Here is a 17111-nt window from a genome sequence, read left to right as displayed (position 1 = left end):
CCTTGCACCGAACCCCTGTGGGAGAGGGGCTGTGTGGGAGCGGGCTTGCCCGCGATAGCGGTCTATCAGTAACCGTTCATTTGCTGAACCACCGCCATCGCGGGCAAGCCCGCTCCCACAGGTGGTCTTCTATTTCAAGGCAGGCGTCCAAGATCTGCTCTCTAACAACCGTAAGCCCGAGGACTAACCCCAACCCTTTTTGGAGAACTGCCATGAGCGCCAACGTCGACCAGAACAATCGCCCGGACTACGATCAGGTCCTGCAGGACATTGCCGATTACGTCCTCAATTACTGCATCGAGTCCCAGGCCGCCTTGGACACCGCGCGCAACTGCCTGATGGACACCCTCGGCTGTGGCCTGTTGGCCCTGCGCTTCCCCGAGTGCACCAAGCACCTGGGGCCAATCGTGGAGGGCACTGTCGTCCCGTTCGGCGCGCGAGTGCCTGGCACGTCGTTCCGCCTGGACCCGGTCAAAGCCGCCTGGGACATTGGCTGCATCGTGCGCTGGCTCGACTACAACGACACCTGGCTCGCCGCCGAATGGGGCCACCCATCCGACAACCTCGGCGGCATCCTCGCCGTGGCTGACCACCTTTCGCAAAAACGCCTGGCCAATGGCGACGCGCCGTTGACCGTGCGCGCCGTGCTCGAAGCGATGATCTTGGCCCATGAAATCCAGGGCGTGATTGCCCTGGAAAACGCCTTCAACCGTGTCGGCCTTGACCATGTGCTGCTGGTGAAAGTCGCCTCCACGGCGGTGACCGCCAAACTGATGGGCGCCAACCGTGAGCAGCTGCTCGCAGCCTTGTCCCACGCGTTTGTCGATGGCCAGGCGCTGCGCACGTATCGCCACGCACCGAACGCCGGCTCGCGCAAATCCTGGGCGGCGGGCGATGCGTCAAGTCGGGGCGTGCGTCTGGCCGATATCGCTATGCGCGGCGAGATGGGCATTCCGGGTGTGTTGAGCGCGCCGCAGTGGGGGTTTTATGACGTACTGTTCAGCCACACCAACAAGGACCTGGCACTCAAGCCTGAAGACAAGCGCGCGTTCAGCCTGTCCCAGCCCTACGGCACCTACGTGATGGAAAACGTGCTGTTCAAGATCAGTTTCCCGGCCGAGTTCCATGCGCAAACTGCCTGCGAAGCGGCGGTGACGTTGCACCCGCAGGTCAAGGAGCGCCTGCATGAGATCGAGCGCATCGTGATCACCACCCACGAGTCGGCGATCCGCATCATTTCCAAAGTCGGCCCGCTGGCCAACGCCGCCGACCGCGACCACTGCCTGCAATACATGACCGCCGTGCCGCTGGCCTTCGGCAACTTGGTGGCCGAGCAGTATGAGGATGAGTTTCACGCGGCTCACCCGATTATCGATGAGCTGCGCCAGAAGATGGTCATCGTCGAAGACCCACGCTACAGCCGCGAATACCTGGAGGCCGACAAGCGCTCCATCGCCAACGCGGTGCAGGTGTTTTTCAAGGATGGCTCCAGCACCGAGCAGGTGGCGGTGGAATACCCGATTGGGCATCGCCGTCGCCGGGTGGATGGCATTCCCTTGCTGGAAGACAAGTTCAAGGCCAACCTGGCCACGCGGTTTACCGCGCAGCGCAGTGGGGAGATTTTTGCGCTGTGCAAGGATCAGGAAAGACTTGAGGCCACGGCGGTTAACCGGTTTGTGGACTTATTTGTAATCTGACAAACACCACCGAGCCAATGTGGGAGCGGCTTTTGTGGGAGCCGGGCTTGCCCGCGATGCAGGCGCCTCGGTTTTGCAGTTAAACCGAGGTGATGCCATCGCAGGCAAGCCAGCTCCCACACAAGCCAGCTCCCACACTTTTTTGTGTTGTTCAGTCGGGCTTACATACTGCCTTCCACATCATCCAGGCTGAATGTTTCGGTGTGGTCGTCATAGGAGAAAATCTCCGCATAGCGCCCCCACGCCACCACGCTTTCCAGGGTTTTTTCGACAAAGGCTTCGGTCATCGAGTCTTCCAGCTCCTGCTCGAAACGCACCCGTGGCGCCCGGTGCCCGCTGCGTTCCAGCAACACCTGATGGATGCGCGCGGCCAGCGGCACGTGGCGGATCAAATGCTCGGCAAACAGCGTTTTGCGTTCCTGGGTGCCATAGTCGGCAAACAGTTTGCCGGCGTCGGTGAGGGTGATGTCGGCGCCCTTGAGTTCGGCGAAACCCAAATGCTCAAGCATCTCGGCCACCGGGAACAGGTCGTCGACTTCCAGCAAGCGTCGCTCGGCCACGGTCGGCAAACCGGCGTGGCCGTTGTAAGGCTCGGCGGCCAGGGTTTCGATCAGGCCGGCCATCAAGTTGGTGGACACTTCCGGCAACAGGCTGCCCATTTTCAGCTCGGGTATGCCTTTGGCATCGGCGCTGCGCCGGTCGGTCATCAGCGCGTAGATGTCATCGACCATTTGCCTGAAAGTCGGGTCCAGGCGGTTGCGCGGGTGCGCAAACGGCACTTTGATTTCGGCGACCACGCGGCCAGGGTTGGACGACAACACCAGAATGCGGTCGCACATCAATACCGCTTCTTCGATGTTGTGGGTCACGATCAGGATCGACTTGATCGGCAGCTGTTTGCCGCTCCACAAGTCCAGCAAGTCGGTACGCAGGGTTTCGGCGGTGAGCACGTCGAGGGCCGAGAAGGGCTCGTCCATCAGCAGCAAGGTCGGGTTGACCACCAGGCCACGGGCAAAGCCCACGCGCTGGCGCATGCCGCCGGACAACTCGCGCGGGTAGGCGTTTTCAAAGCCGTCCAGGCCGATCAGGTCGATGGCGGCCAGGGCGCGGCGGCGGCTTTCCTTGCGCTCGACCTGCAAGGCTTGCAGGCCGGCTTCAACGTTTTCCAGCACGGTCAGCCAGGGGAACAGCGCAAAGGTCTGGAACACCATGGCCACGCCTTCCGCCGGGCCGTTGAGCGGCGCGCCGTTGTAGCGCACGTCGCCCGACGACGGCTGGATCAGCCCGGCGATGATGCGCAGCAGCGTAGACTTGCCCGAGCCTGAGCGGCCGAGCATGCCGACGATCTCGCCTTCATGCAGGCTCAGGTCTACGCCGCTGAGCACTTGCAGCTCGTCTTTGCCTTTGCCGAAAACCCGGTTGACGTTTTTCAGCGAGTAGATTTCCGGGGTGTCGGCAGCGTGTTCGGTAGAGGTATTCATCACAGCGAATCCCATCAATTCAGACGAAGTTTGTTTTCAGCGATGGCGTACATAGGTCGCCAGACCGCGCGGTTGAACGCCACCACGAAGATCGACATCACCACCACGCCCAAGGCGATTTTCGGGAAGTCGCCGGCGGCGGTGGTCTGGGCGATGTAGGCGCCGAGCCCGTGGGCGACCACGTTGTCCTGGCCCCAGGACACGTACTCGGACACGATACTGGCGTTCCACGCGCCGCCCGAGGCGGTAATGGCACCAGTGACGTAGTACGGGAAGATCCCCGGCAGCATCACCTTGCGCCACCACAGCCAGCCGCGAATGCGGAAGTTGGCGGCGGCTTCCTTGAAGTCATTGGGAAACGCGCTGGCCCCGGCGATCACGTTGAACAGGATGTACCACTGGGTGCCCAGCACGATCAACGGGCTCAGCCAGATATCCGGGTTGAGCTTGTAATGCAGGATCACGATGACGAATACCGGGAACAGCAGGTTCGCCGGGAACGCCGCAAGGAACTGCGCCAGCGGCTGGATTTTTTCCGCCAGGGCGGGGCGCAGGCCGATCATCACGCCCAGCGGCACCCAGATCAGCGAAGCGATCAAGATCAGCCCGGTTACCCGCAGCAGCGTGATGAATCCCAGCAAAAACACGTGGCCGACCTCGGCAAAGGTCACTTCGGTGCCGACGTACTGCACGATGTGATACAGCGCATACGCGGCCAGCAGCGCGATGAGTGTGCCCCACACCCAATCGATCACTTTTGAGGTTTGCGGTGTTTCTGCCGGCAAGGCCTTGAGCGCACCGCCCGCGAGGCTGAAACGCTTGTTGCCGATACGGCTGAAGGAACGGGTAATCGGGCGCAGCATACGCTGGACCACGCGGGTGCGCTGGATCAGGTTGAGCACCCAGGATTGCGGCGCGGCGCCCTGGGAGGCGGTGGTTTCCATGCGGAACTTGTCGGCCCAGGCTACCAGTGGGCGGAACAGGAACTGGTCGTACATAAGGATGACCACAATCATCGCCAGGATCACGTAGCCCACGGCGTGCAGGTCTTTCTGGGCAATCGCCAGGGCCAGGTACGAACCCACGCCCGGCAGGGTGATGGTCTTGTCGCCGACGGTGATGGCTTCGGAAGCGACCACAAAAAACCAGCCGCCGGACATGCTCATCATCATGTTCCACACCAGCCCAGGCATGGCGAAGGGCACGTCGAGCTTCCAGAACTTTTGCCAGCCGGACAGCCGCAGGTTGGTCGACACTTCCACCAGGTCATGGGGCAGCATGCGCAGCGACTGGTAGAAGCTGAACGTCATGTTCCAGGCCTGGCTGGTGAAGATCGCAAAGATCGCCGCGAACTCGGCACCCAGCACGCGCCCCGGGAACAGCAACAGGAAAAACGTCACGGTAAAAGAGATGTAACCGAGCACCGGCACCGATTGCAGGATGTCGAGCACCGGCACCAGCAGTTTCTCGGCGCGCCGGCTTTTGGCCGCCAGGGTGCCGTACAACAGGGTGAACACCAACGCTGCGACCATCGCCGCGAGCATGCGCAGGGTGGTGCGCAACGCGTACTCCGGCAGGTTGGCCGGGTCAAGGGAGATCACTTCACTCTGTAGCGTGGCAATGGGCGCCCAGGTTTCACGGGCGGTGATCGAGAAAAACAGTAGAAAGCCAATCACCAAAGGCAGGGCGACCAAGTCCCAGCGGTTGGGCAGCAAGCGCAATGTGGATGCTGGCAGGTAATCGCGGAACACTTTGTTCATAGGCAGTCAGTCCTGCAGCGTTCAGGTTCAGGGGCGTGATGGGAGTGAGCTTAGCTGCTGCACGAATGACCTACCGAGAAGGACGGGCGCTGTTTTCGTGAGTCAGGGGCAACGAGGCGTTGCTGGCGGGATTGTACGTTTCTGAATGTTACAAGCACATAAATTTGCTGTCAGTTTCCTGTACGAAACGTCGCTTGGGCATCGACGCGTTTTGACCTTGTCACAAGCAGCACCTCAAATTTCTTACTCCCGTGGAACTGGTTTCCGATGCATACCAATCAGGTAGACGGGTGACCTGCTGTGCCAGGTTGCCCGGCAAACCCAATACGCGGACCCAGCGAGAGACTGAAGAGGTGCTTTATGTCTACTGTAGATACTCAACGATATGCGCCCCAATACAAGTACGAAATGCAACCCCCGCCGCCAACGCCGCCATCTGCCGGTTCCGGCGACACTGCTGGCGCCCCCGCCAACTCGCCCACTCATTCGCCAGGTTCAACGCCGCCGAGTCCTAAAGTGGGCCCTGAACAGCGCGGTAAGTTTTCCAGCCACAACAAAATCGTCAACCAGCCGAATCAGGGCGCTGATTCACAGTCCGAGATCGCGGCGCTGACTGAGAAAAATAATCAACTGATCGCCAAACACAAATCGTTGAGAGAAAAAGTTGGGAAGACGCTGAATGATCTCTATGCCCGAATAAACGAGTTGCTTCAAGAAATCAAGAAGTCGGGTAAAAAGCCTGAACAGGCGCCCGCGACGCCGGATGCTCCGCCCGTGAACCGTCGCGCGGATGGTCAGTCGGCCCCACCTCAAACTTCTTCCACGCCGGATACACAGGGCAATCAGGGCAATCAGGGTACTCAAGGCTCTCAGGATACTCAGGGTTCTCAGGGTTCTCAGGGTTCTCAGGGTTCTCAGGATACTCAGGATACTCAGGGTACTCAGGGTACTCAGGGTACTCAGGGTACTCAGGGTACTCAGGGTACTCAGGGTACTCAGGGTACTCAGGGTACTCAGGGTACTCAGGGTACTCAGGGCACTCAGGGGACAGAGCAAAGCCAGCCTCAAGGGCTGGATAACGTGGCTAAACAACAAACCGATATTCAAAATCTGTTTTCAAATTTACTTAAGGAATTCCAAAACGCAATGAAGTTGGTGTCGGAGAAATTGGATGAATTGATTGCAGCGACCAACAAAGGTGCTCCTCAAAAGCAGACAGCTCCCGAGTCGTCAGGCACACCCGAGACGGGTTCGTCAGACCCCGTCAAGCCTAAAACCGCCGCCCCTCCACAAAATGAAGAGCCAGCCCCAGCCAATGACTCAACAGCGCCTGCCCCCGGCACCGTGGCTTACCTGAACCAGAAAAACCAGGAACTTGAGAAGCAAATTGCTGAGATGGAACAGGATTTTGCGCAGAAGACGTCGAAACTTACAGCGCAGGTGGACACCTTGACCAAGCAAATCAGCGGGCAAAACCAATAAAGCATGACAGCGGATTGGCTAGTGTGAGTTAACGCCCACACTAGCTCGCGTCAGCATCAATCTCTCACTCAAACCGCAGAATCACTCGGCGGTTGTGCTTGCTCTTCTTCTCGATTTTCTCGCAGAACACCCGGCCGATTTCTTCCGTATTGATCACGTGGGTGCCGCCGCACGGTTGGATATCGATACCGGCGATGTCGATCACGCGTACCGAACCTTGAATCACCGGCGGCGCAACCGCCTGGGTGCGGGTGATCTGCAGCAGGGTTGAGTACTCCGAGGCGGGCATCGACAAGGTTTTCACCGCATGGGCTTGTTCGATCAGCGCGTTGAGGTCGCGGGTGATGCTGTCTTTGTCGAGGGTCATTTCCGGCAGGTCGAAATCCAGGCGGCCCTTGTCCGCGCTGATGCTGCAACCGGTTACGGGTGCATCGATGATCGAGCACAGCAAGTGCAGGCAGGTGTGCATTTTCATGTGCTGGTAGCGCCGTTCCCAATCCAGGCCCGCGTCCACCTGCACGCCTGCGGTCAACTGCTCAGGGCAATGATCCACTTGGTGCCAGATGATCGAGCGCAACACCGGGTCGCGCACGGTGCCGATGACCTCGACCCGCGTGCCATCGGCCAGGGTGAGGTGCCCTGTATCTCCCGGTTGCCCGCCGCCGGTGGGGTAGAACAACGTGTGCTCCAGGGCGATGCCGTGTTCGCTGACGGCAATCACCCGGGCGCTGAAGGCGTTCTGGTAGGGCGCGCTGTCGAACAGCGCCAGGGTTTCCATGGTGTGCACAGACATGTTCAACCTCCGACAATCAGTGGGCTGGCTTGCAACAGGTGACGCACCATTGCACTCAAGCCAGGGGGGGAAAGCAGGGTGATTTCAAATTCCGGCCCGCAGACTTTCAGGTTCAACGGCAGGCGCGGCAACTGCTCGCCGATGTCGAGGCGGCGCAGGCGAAATTGCAGGTGATGACGCTCTTTCACTGTGGGTTCCAGCATCAACCCCTGCAAAGGGTGAAAGTCGGCGTCGAGCACCGTGACCTTGTGACTGGCGCTGACTTCGCCGACCACGTGCAAACGCTCATCCAGGGCGAAGGCGCCCAGATAATTGCCGTGGTCGGACTCAGCGTTTTTCTGCAACTGAACCTGGTTGACCACCTTGACCTTGGTGCCGGCCGGCACGTCCTGGGTGATCACACACGAGGGGCTGATAAATACGTTGTCGCCGATCAGTACATAACCCAGCACGCGGGCGCCGGCGCCGACCTCTACATTGTTGCCCAGGCGCGGGTGGCGTTTGCCGTCCGGGTTGTTGGCAATGCCACGGGCGCCCAGGGTGACGCCGCAAAGGATGTAGCAGTCGTTGCCGATCTCGCAGGTTTCGCCGATGACGGTGCCGTAGCCATGATCCAGCACGAAGCGTCGGCCGATTTTGGCCGCCGGGTGAATCTCCGCGCCGGAGAGGATTTTGCCCTGGTTGCTGAGCTTGAGGGCCATGCGCGAAAACACGCCGTTGGTCTGGTCGGGGAAATTCCACACCAGGTGAGCAAGGCGGTAAAACAGCACCGCCTTGAACGATGCGTAAGACTCCAGGATCAACTCGCCGCGACCACGGGATGCCGGGTCGCGATAGGCATACGCGATCAAGTCTTCGGCCACCGCCTGGGCGGCGTTCTGGATCAGCGGCGCCAGGTGCGGTTCCAGCTGCTTGATCTGCGCAGGCGTCAGGGTCTTGATGAGGTGGGTGAGCAGCTCATCGTGCAGCTGTTGCATGTCGATAAAGCCTCCCATGGAGGCACCCCCGCATTCTGGATGGTTGGAAAACCGGTTATTCGAAACTGGGCAGGTAGCTGTCAGCATTGTCGTAGACCATGGTCAACACCACCGTTTCGGGCGGCAGTTCAGGGGCGAGCTGCGCGATGGCAACCATGTTGGCGGCAGAGGACAAGCCCAAACTGATGGCGTCGGTGCGCATGATGCGTTTCATCATGTCGATGCACGCCTGGCGCGACACCTTGAGCATGCCGTCGATCACGTCCACATTGAGAATGCTCGGGATCAAGCCGATCGACAGGCCCTGGATATGGTGGGGCGCGTGCCGGTCCTTGAGCAGGTCGCACTCTTCGGGCTCCACGCCCATCACGCGCATGGCCGGCCACGCAGCCTTGAGGGTTTCGCCGATGCCGGTGATGTGGCCACCCGTGCCGATGCCGCTGACGAAGTAGTCCACGCGCCGCTCACCGAAGGCGCGGAGGATTTCCGGTGCGGTGGTGTCGCGGTGGGTTTGCGGGTTGGCGCCGTTGCGCTGCTGGTTGAGCATCACGTAGCTGGGGTTTTCCAGCTGCAGTTCCATGCACTTTTCGCCGTGGGAATTATTCCCCAGGCGGCTGTCTGACAGCACTACTTTGGCGCCGTAAAGCCGCAGCAGTTTCTGTTTTTCGGGGCTGTAGTTGTCGGGGATCACCAGCACCACTTTGTAGCCCAGTACATTACCGGCCATGACCAGGCCGATGCCGGTATTGCCGCCGCTGGGCTCGATGATGGTCTGCCCGGAATCACGCATCAGCACGCCGCGGCGCTCGGCGTCGAGAATCATGCCCAAGGCGATGCGCGCCTTGTGGCTGCCACCGGGGTTGAGGGATTCGAGCTTGGCGTAGACCTCGATGCCGAGGTCTTCGGAAAACTGCGCCAGACGCACAATCGGCGTGTGGCCGATGACGTCGAGAATGGAGTTATGCAACATCAGTCAGCCCTCGGCTCAGTACAACGGCATGTCGGGTTCGACGTCGCGAACCCAATGTTTCATGCCGCCCTGCAGGACTTTGGTGTTGGCGAAACCGGCGGCCAGCAAGGTACTGGCGGCTTGCTCGGCGCGGGTGCCGGCGTAGCAGATCAGGTAGTGGGTGTTGTCGCGGCTGAGGCTGTCGAGCTGTGCGTCCAGTTCGGCCAGCGGGATATGCACCACGCCGGGTAATTTGCACACCTCCAGCTCACTGGCATCGCGCACATCCAGCAGCACGTCGGCGCTGCGGTGGTGTTCAAGCACTTGCTTGAGTACGCGCGGCTTGATGTAGCGTTCCTCGGCGAGGGAGGGTTGGCTTGGGATGGCATCGGCGCAGACCGCCGGCGCTACGCTTTCGCTGTGGCGCAGTTCCGAGCAGCAAGGGCAGTCGGCGCGGCGCTTGAAGCGAATTTCGCTGAATTTCATCGCCAGTGCATCAAAGCGCATCAAGCGGCCGGACAACGGCTCGCCAATGCCGATCAGCAACTTGATGGCCTCGGTGGCTTGAATCATCCCCACCACACCCGGCAGCACGCCGATCACGCCACCGGCGCTGCAGTTGGGCGCCAGTTCCGCCGGCGGTGCGCTTGGGAACAGGCAGCGATAGCACGGCCCACCTTTATAGTTGAGCACGCTGATCTGCCCGTCGAAGCGGTAGATGGCGCCGTACACCAAGGGTTTGCCGAGTTGTACGCAGGCGTCGTTGACCAGGTAGCGCGTGTCGAAATTATCGGTGCCGTCGATCACCAGATCGTAGGCGCCGACCAGCTCCAGTGCGTTGTCGACGTTCAGCGCAGTGTTGTGCGCGTTGATCTGGATATGCGCGTTGAGGTCTTGCAGGCGTTGCTTGGCGGACTCGACCTTGGGCATGCCCAGGGTGCTGTTGCCGTGAACGACCTGGCGTTGCAGGTTGCTGCTTTCCACCACGTCGAAATCCACCAGGCCCAGGGTGCCGATCCCGGCTGCCGCCAGGTACAGGCTGATGGGCGAGCCCAGGCCACCGGTGCCGATGATCAGTACCTTGGCTTTTTTCAGGTTCAATTGGCCTTCGCGACCGACGCCCGGCAGGGTGATGTGGCGCACGTAGCGCTGTACTTCCTCATTACTAAGGGCAGGTTCATTGCTTAAAGCGTCTATGCCCATGCCGCCGGAGGTGGCGAGCAGCACTTCGATGTTGGCTTTTTCCGGCAACGGGTCGTCGGCACCGATCAGTTCTTCCTCGGCGGTAAACAGGAAGTGTTCCTTGAGCTGGTTGTTCTTCTCGTGGAACAGATGAGCGCGCAGCTGCGGGTGGCTTTTGCAGAGGTTTTCAATGACTTCGCGCAATGTCGATCCGGTGCCCTCAAGAGTCGATTCCGGCAGCTTGGCCACGCGAACCAGAATATCGGGGAAAGAGACAGCGTTCATGGACAACTCCGTGTGCAGGTCGTTGAAGGGTTGAAGAGCGAAATGCTTGCCATCCCAGGCAAACAGCTTTGAGCCCAGGGCATGGCCCTGACGAACGTCCACCACCAAGTAGCTGACGGGGTAGATCGGCTCACCCAGGAACAGTGCCTTGTCCTGGTCTTCGTCACTGAAATAGGCGCCGACATCCGGGTGGGAGTGATAGATCACCACCACCGGGTTGTCGCTGCGAAACGCCTTGTTCATCAGCAGGGTGTCGGCCACTGAAAAGGTGTAGCCGTTGGCCGCGCTGCGCGGGTACATCTCGGGGTTCTTGCGGTGCAACTCATTCTGGATATTGCTGCCCAGATACACGCTGCCATCGGCGAAGACAAAGCCACAGCATTCCTCGGGGTAACTGCGGCTAGCGTGGGCGTAGATCTGTTCCAGGGCGGTGGGGCGGAGGACTTCCATGTTTCTCTCGCGTTGCTGGTATTGGAGGGTCAATTTTTCTTGGCCAGGAGTTTTTCAACCGGCAACTTGGTGATCGCAAAACCGGCCAGCAGGATGGCCGAGTACAGCATCAGGTCTCGGGAGATTTCCACGCCTTCGTACCAGGCGCCGATGATCACCGCGAACACCGGGAAAATGATGAATACGAACGACAAAATGATCGGGCTCAAGCGTTTTAGCAGCATGAAGTACACGATAAAACCGCCCACCGATGCCACCAACCCCAGGTAAAACAGCGCGCTCCAGGAGCGCAGGGTGATGTTTTCGAAGGTCGGTGTTTCAAACCACAGGCCCGCCACGAACAGCATCAGCCCGGCAATGCCGATGGGCAGGGTGTTGTAGGTGATCACACTGATGGCGCTGCCTTTTTGCTTGGTAATGACGTAGCACAAGGCATGCATGATTGCGGCGGTCAGAATCGCCAGTACCCCGAAGAACTCGGCGTGGTCCAGGTGCAGGCCCTGGCTCTTGATGATCATGTAGAGGCTGCCGAAACCGATGCCGATGCCGACCACCTGGGAAAAATAGATGCGCTCACGCAGAAACAGCGCGGAGAAGATCAGGATAAACACCGGCATGCAGCTGAACAGCAGGGCGGTCAGGCCGGAGGAAACATGCATCTCGCCGTAGTTGAGCAGGTAATAGGGAACGCTGAAGTAGGACAAGGTCACAAATACGAAGAACCAGCGGCTTTCGCGCGGGAACAAAATCGGCTCGCGGCGCACCAGGGCAAAACACAGGAACAGCGGGAACGCGATCAGGAAGCGCAGGCCCGCCGAGGTCAGCGGTGGCACGCTTTCGACGGCGATCTTGATGCCCAGCCACGTGGTGCCCCAACTCAGGCACACGATAAGAAACATCACGCTGGTGACCAGGCCGGCCAACCACTGTTTCTGAGTTTTTGTTTTTGTTGTGTTTTCAAGAACGGCGGACATTGGCATCGTTTATTGCTTCCCTGAGCCGGAATTGAACTCTATATTGACTGTGTATTAAGTTGTTTCATCCGGTGATTGAACCCGTAAAAGCACACTATTAGGGCGAATGATGGCTGTCAAAACAAATATTGACATGGTGTCAATTATGCGTGAGGGGTTGTCCAGCGGTCAGGGCGTGAAGTACAAACGCCTGTCCGATGTGATGGAGCGCGGCATCCTCGAAGGCTTGATTGAACCCGGACGAAAACTGCCGCCCCATCGGGTGCTTTCCGACAATCTGGGTGTGACCATCGGCACCATCAGCCGCGCCTACGGCGAGCTGGAGCGCCTGGGGTTGGTGGTGGCGCGAGTGGGTGACGGCACATTCGTGCGCAAGCGTGGGATGGAGCGCCAGCGTGACGAAGGCTTTCGCAACGTCAGCGAGGAGCCGCGTCATTACTTCGACATGAGCCGCAACATGCATATACCGGGGCAGGAAACCGTGTTTCTGGCCCAGAGTTTCCAAACCCTGTCGACCAACGCCAAGTTCCTCCAGGACATCAGCGCCTATACCCCGGATGCAGGGTTGCCGCGCTACCGCGAAGCAGGGGCGCAGTGGCTGGTACAGCGTGATTTTCACCCGATTCCCGAGCAGGTCATCTGCGTCAATGGCGGCCAGCATGGCTTGCTCTGCGCGATGATGGCGCTGTTGCGGGCGGGCGATACGGTGGTCACTGAACAGCTTACCTACCCTGGGCTGATCACGGCCGCGCGCATGCTCGGCGTACGGCTGATCGGCCTGGAGATGGACGAAGAAGGTGTGCTGCCGGGCGCGCTGGATGAAGTCTGTCGTAATCACCGGGTTTCGGCGTTGTATTGCACGCCCACTATCCAGAACCCGACGACGGCGGTGTTATCGGTGGCGCGCCGGGAAGCCTTGGTCAAAGTCTGTCGTGAACACAACCTGCTGATTCTTGAGGACGAAGCCCACGGCGTATTGGTAGAAGACCGGCCGCCGCCCCTCAGCCATTTCGCGCCTGAACGTACGATTTTGATCAGCAGCCTGAGCAAGGCCGTGTCCGCCGGATTACGGGTGGGCTATGTGCACGCGCCACCGGCGCTGGTCAGCCGTATTTCTGCAGCCCTGCGCTCAACCTGCTGGATGGCCACGCCGGTGACGTTGGAGCTGGCAACGCAGTGGATCGAAAACGGCACGGCGGAATACCTGCTACGCCAGCAGATCAACGAGATCAGCCGCCGCAAAGCCCTGGTGGGCGACCTGTTGGCCGGCCTTGAATACCGCACTCACCTCAACAGCCCGCACTTCTGGATTGAAGTACCGGAGCCATGGCGTGCGTCGGAAATTGAGGCAGAGCTTAAGCAGAATAATTACCTGATCGCCACGGCCGAAGCCTTTGCCGTCGGGCAAACAGCGGTGCCGCAGTTTATTCGGGCGAGCATCTGTAACACGTCGGGGGATGATCAGTTGTTGCGGGCGGGGTTTGATGCGCTGGCGACCGCGTTGGGGCAGGGCGGTGGCAGGTTTCACCTGTAGGACCGCGTTATCGTTCATCGCAGGCAAGCCAGCTCCCACATTTGAATGCATTCCAGTGTTGGAACTCAGTCAACTGTGGGAGCTGGCTTGCCTGCGATGGGGCCATATCAGGCAATACAACTATTTGAACCTGCGCTCTACACCCTTCTCCACCAAAATCTTCGCCGAGATCTCTTCCACCGAGAAATGCGTGGAATTGATGTGCGCAATATTCTCGCGACGGAACAGATTTTCCACTTCGCGCACTTCGAACTCGCACTGTGCATAGCTCGAATAGCGGCTGTTGGGCTTGCGCTCATTGCGGATCGCCGTCAGCCGATCCGGGTCAATCGTCAGGCCGAACAGCTTGTGTTGGTGCGCGCGCAAGGCGGCCGGCAGTGTCAGGTGCTCCATGTCGTCTTCGGTCAGCGGATAGTTGGCCGCGCGGATGCCGAACTGCATGGCCATGTACAGGCACGTCGGCGTCTTGCCGCAGCGGGACACGCCCACCAGGATCAAATCGGCCTTGTCGTAATAGTGCGTGCGGGCGCCGTCATCGTTGTCGAGGGCGAAGTTCACCGCCTCGATACGCTCCATATAATTGGAGTTGTGCCCAATGGAATGGGACTTTCCTACAGAATAGGAGGAGTGTTCACTCAACTCCTGTTCCAGCGGCGCCAGGAACGTGGAGAAGATGTCGATCATGAAACCATTGGAGGTTGCGAGGATCTCACGGATGTCTTGATTGACGATGGTGTCAAAAATGATCGGCCGAAAACCGTCTTTTTCAGCCGCCAGATTGATTTGTTGTACCATGGCCCGCGCTTTATCCACGCTGTCGATATAGGGCCGCGTGAATTTGGCGAAGGTAATGTTTTCGAACTGCGCGAGCAGGCTCTGGCCCAATGTTTCGGCTGTGATGCCGGTGCCGTCGGAGATAAAGAAAGCAGATCGTTTCATTTGAGCCCTGGGCCTTAAGCTGATGGCGAATCTTGGATATGATAGGCGCGATTTTGCCGTCCCGCAGTGGGCAGCATTCTCACTTATTTTCCAGGTCCAGGCCACAAGCGCTGGCGTTTGCTCCTACTGAGCAGCCGGCGTCCTGAGCTTTTCCAACACAGAAAGTGGAGAGATCACCTTGGTAGAGTACGTAGTTTCCCTCGATAAGCTCGGCGTCCATGATGTAGAGCATGTGGGGGGCAAGAACGCATCCCTCGGCGAGATGATCAGTAATCTTGCAGGCGCTGGTGTCTCGGTGCCCGGTGGTTTCGCCACCACGGCCCAGGCTTACCGCGATTTCCTCGAACTGAGCGGCCTCAATGCTCAGATCCACGCCGCGCTGGACGCCCTGGACGTCGATGACGTCAACGCCCTGGCCAAGACCGGTGCCCAGATTCGTCAATGGATCATGGAAGCCGAGTTCCCCGAGAAGCTCAACGAAGAAATCCGCACCGCCTTCGCCACCCTGTCGGCCGGCAACCCGGACATGGCCGTTGCTGTGCGCTCCTCGGCCACCGCCGAAGACTTGCCGGACGCCTCCTTTGCCGGCCAGCAGGAAACCTTCCTGAACATCCGCGGCGTCGAAAACGTGATCCGCGCCGCCAAGGAAGTGTTCGCTTCGCTGTTCAACGACCGCGCCATTTCCTACCGCGTACACCAGGGTTTCGACCACAAGCTGGTGGCCCTGTCTGCCGGCGTGCAGCGCATGGTGCGTTCGGAAACCGGCACGGCCGGCGTGATGTTCACCCTGGACACCGAATCCGGTTTCCGTGACGTGGTGTTTATCACCGGCGCCTACGGCCTGGGTGAAACCGTCGTACAAGGCGCAGTGAACCCGGACGAATTCTACGTCCACAAACACACGCTTGAGGCAGGCCGTCCGGCCATCTTGCGCCGCAACCTGGGCAGCAAGGCCATCAAGATGATCTACGGCGACGAGGCCAAGGCCGGTCGTTCGGTGAAAACCGTTGAAGTCGACAAGGCCGAGCGCGCGCGTTTCTGCCTGACCGACGCTGAAGTCAGCGAATTGGCCAAACAAGCGATGATCATTGAAAAGCACTACAAGTGCCCGATGGACATCGAGTGGGCCAAAGACGGTGACGACGGCAAGCTGTACATCGTGCAGGCGCGCCCTGAAACCGTGAAAAGCCGCACCTCGGCCAACGTCATGGAGCGCTACCTGCTCAAGGAAACCGGCACCGTGCTGGTAGAGGGCCGTGCCATCGGCCAGCGCATCGGCGCCGGCAAGGTGCGGATCATCAAGGACGTGTCCGAAATGGACAAAGTCCAGCCCGGCGACGTGCTGGTTTCCGACATGACCGACCCGGACTGGGAACCGGTAATGAAGCGCGCCAGCGCCATCGTCACCAACCGCGGCGGGCGTACCTGCCACGCGGCGATCATCGCGCGTGAGCTGGGGATTCCAGCGGTAGTGGGTTGCGGCAACGCCACCCAACTGTTGAAAGACGGCCAGGGCGTGACCGTGTCCTGCGCCGAAGGCGACACCGGTTTCATCTTTGAAGGTGAACTGGGCTTCGACATCAAGCAAAACTCCATCGACGCCATGCCCGACCTGCCGTTCAAGATCATGATGAACGTCGGCAACCCGGACCGTGCCTTCGATTTCGCGCAGTTGCCGAACGCCGGTGTGGGCCTGGCCCGCCTGGAATTCATCATCAACCGCATGATCGGTGTGCACCCCAAGGCCCTGCTGAACTACGACGGCCTGCCAGCGGACATCAAGGAAAGCGTCGACAAGCGCATCGCCGGCTACAACGACCCGGTCGGCTTCTATGTCGAGAAACTGGTGGAAGGCATCAGCACCCTGGCGGCGGCGTTCTATCCGAAAAAGGTCATCGTGCGTTTGTCGGACTTCAAGTCCAACGAATACGCCAACCTGATCGGCGGCAAGCTCTACGAGCCGGAAGAAGAAAACCCGATGCTGGGCTTCCGTGGCGCCTCGCGTTACATCAGCGAAGCCTTCCGCGACTGCTTTGAGCTGGAATGCCGTGCCCTCAAGCGCGTACGCAATGAGATGGGCCTGACCAACGTCGAGATCATGGTGCCGTTCGTGCGCACCCTGGGCGAAGCGAGCCAGGTGGTCGACTTGCTGGCAGAAAACGGCCTGAGCCGTGGTGAAAACGGCCTGCGCGTGATCATGATGTGCGAGCTGCCGTCCAACGCCATCCTGGCCGAGGAGTTCCTGGAATTCTTCGACGGTTTCTCCATCGGCTCCAACGACCTGACCCAGCTGACCCTGGGCCTGGACCGTGACTCGGGGATCATTGCGCACCTGTTCGATGAACGTAACCCGGCGGTGAAGAAGCTGCTGGCCAACGCCATCCAGGCCTGCAACAAGGCCGGCAAGTACATCGGCATCTGCGGCCAAGGCCCTTCCGACCACCCGGACCTGGCCAAATGGCTGATGGAACAAGGTATCGAGAGCGTCTCGCTGAACCCTGACTCCGTGTTGGAAACCTGGTTCTTCCTCGCGGAAGGCCAAGCGTCCGCTTAAGGTCGATACGTCAAAAGTGCCGGTCACTCGCCAAGGGTGACCGGCATTCTTATC

General features: G+C 59.8%; 12 protein-coding genes. 4 read left to right on the top strand and 8 right to left on the bottom strand.

Annotated elements, in window-relative coordinates; genetic code table 11:
• The first annotated feature begins 212 nt into the window (after positions 1 to 212).
• Positions 213 to 1697, top strand: coding sequence for a 2-methylcitrate dehydratase (gene prpD / locus PspR76_RS22880; protein ID WP_159958957.1), 1485 nt, complete (start codon positions 213 to 215; stop codon positions 1695 to 1697).
• Between the two features lie 161 nt (positions 1698 to 1858).
• Here prpD and PspR76_RS22875 read toward each other — a convergent pair whose 3' ends face one another.
• A complete protein-coding gene (locus tag PspR76_RS22875; protein WP_159958955.1) occupies positions 1859 to 3178 on the bottom strand; it encodes an ABC transporter ATP-binding protein in 1320 nt (439 codons plus the stop codon).
• Positions 3179 to 3192: 14 nt separating this feature from the next.
• A complete protein-coding gene (locus PspR76_RS22870; RefSeq protein WP_159958953.1) occupies positions 3193 to 4938 on the bottom strand; it encodes an ABC transporter permease in 1746 nt (581 codons plus the stop codon).
• 360 nt (positions 4939 to 5298) lie between these two features.
• Here PspR76_RS22870 and PspR76_RS31355 point away from each other — a divergent pair, with 360 nt between their 5' ends.
• A complete protein-coding gene (locus tag PspR76_RS31355) occupies positions 5299 to 6420 on the top strand; it encodes a hypothetical protein (RefSeq protein ID WP_237235694.1) in 1122 nt (373 codons plus the stop codon).
• A gap of 64 nt (positions 6421 to 6484) precedes the next feature.
• On the opposite strand, the gene PspR76_RS22860 is transcribed toward PspR76_RS31355, so the two are convergent.
• The 5 genes from PspR76_RS22860 to PspR76_RS22840 are packed head-to-tail and all read right to left on the bottom strand — an operon-like array spanning position 6485 to position 11979.
• Positions 6485 to 7213 carry an alanyl-tRNA editing protein gene (locus PspR76_RS22860; protein ID WP_159958951.1) on the bottom strand — a complete coding sequence of 243 codons (729 nt, stop codon included), beginning with the start codon at positions 7211 to 7213 and terminating at the stop codon, positions 6485 to 6487.
• A gap of 2 nt (positions 7214 to 7215) precedes the next feature.
• Positions 7216 to 8208 (bottom strand): serine O-acetyltransferase, encoded by a 993-nt coding sequence (locus PspR76_RS22855; RefSeq protein WP_159958949.1) that lies wholly within the window; start codon positions 8206 to 8208, stop codon positions 7216 to 7218.
• A gap of 37 nt (positions 8209 to 8245) precedes the next feature.
• The gene (locus PspR76_RS22850; RefSeq protein ID WP_159958947.1) at positions 8246 to 9160 is read right to left on the bottom strand and encodes a PLP-dependent cysteine synthase family protein; all 915 of its coding nucleotides are present in this window, start codon (positions 9158 to 9160) and stop codon (positions 8246 to 8248) included.
• A 15-nt stretch (positions 9161 to 9175) separates the two neighbouring features.
• Positions 9176 to 11056, bottom strand: a complete 1881-nt coding sequence (gene moeB / locus PspR76_RS22845; protein ID WP_159958945.1) for a molybdopterin-synthase adenylyltransferase MoeB — start codon at positions 11054 to 11056, stop codon at positions 9176 to 9178.
• A 29-nt stretch (positions 11057 to 11085) separates the two neighbouring features.
• Positions 11086 to 11979, bottom strand: a complete 894-nt coding sequence (locus tag PspR76_RS22840) for a DMT family transporter (protein ID WP_017134754.1) — start codon at positions 11977 to 11979, stop codon at positions 11086 to 11088.
• A gap of 160 nt (positions 11980 to 12139) precedes the next feature.
• Between PspR76_RS22840 and PspR76_RS22835 the strand changes: the two genes are divergently transcribed.
• Positions 12140 to 13564 (top strand): aminotransferase-like domain-containing protein, encoded by a 1425-nt coding sequence (locus tag PspR76_RS22835; RefSeq protein WP_159958943.1) that lies wholly within the window; start codon positions 12140 to 12142, stop codon positions 13562 to 13564.
• Between the two features lie 120 nt (positions 13565 to 13684).
• Here PspR76_RS22835 and ppsR read toward each other — a convergent pair whose 3' ends face one another.
• Positions 13685 to 14503 (bottom strand): posphoenolpyruvate synthetase regulatory kinase/phosphorylase PpsR, encoded by an 819-nt coding sequence (gene ppsR / locus PspR76_RS22830; protein WP_058412273.1) that lies wholly within the window; start codon positions 14501 to 14503, stop codon positions 13685 to 13687.
• Positions 14504 to 14681: 178 nt separating this feature from the next.
• Between ppsR and ppsA the strand changes: the two genes are divergently transcribed.
• Positions 14682 to 17057, top strand: a complete 2376-nt coding sequence (gene ppsA / locus PspR76_RS22825; protein ID WP_159958941.1) for a phosphoenolpyruvate synthase — start codon at positions 14682 to 14684, stop codon at positions 17055 to 17057.
• Positions 17058 to 17111 lie beyond the last annotated feature (54 nt).

This window comes from Pseudomonas sp. R76, from assembly GCF_009834565.1.
Lineage (GTDB): Bacteria > Pseudomonadota > Gammaproteobacteria > Pseudomonadales > Pseudomonadaceae > Aquipseudomonas.
This window is presented reverse-complemented; position numbering and strand designations above follow the sequence as displayed.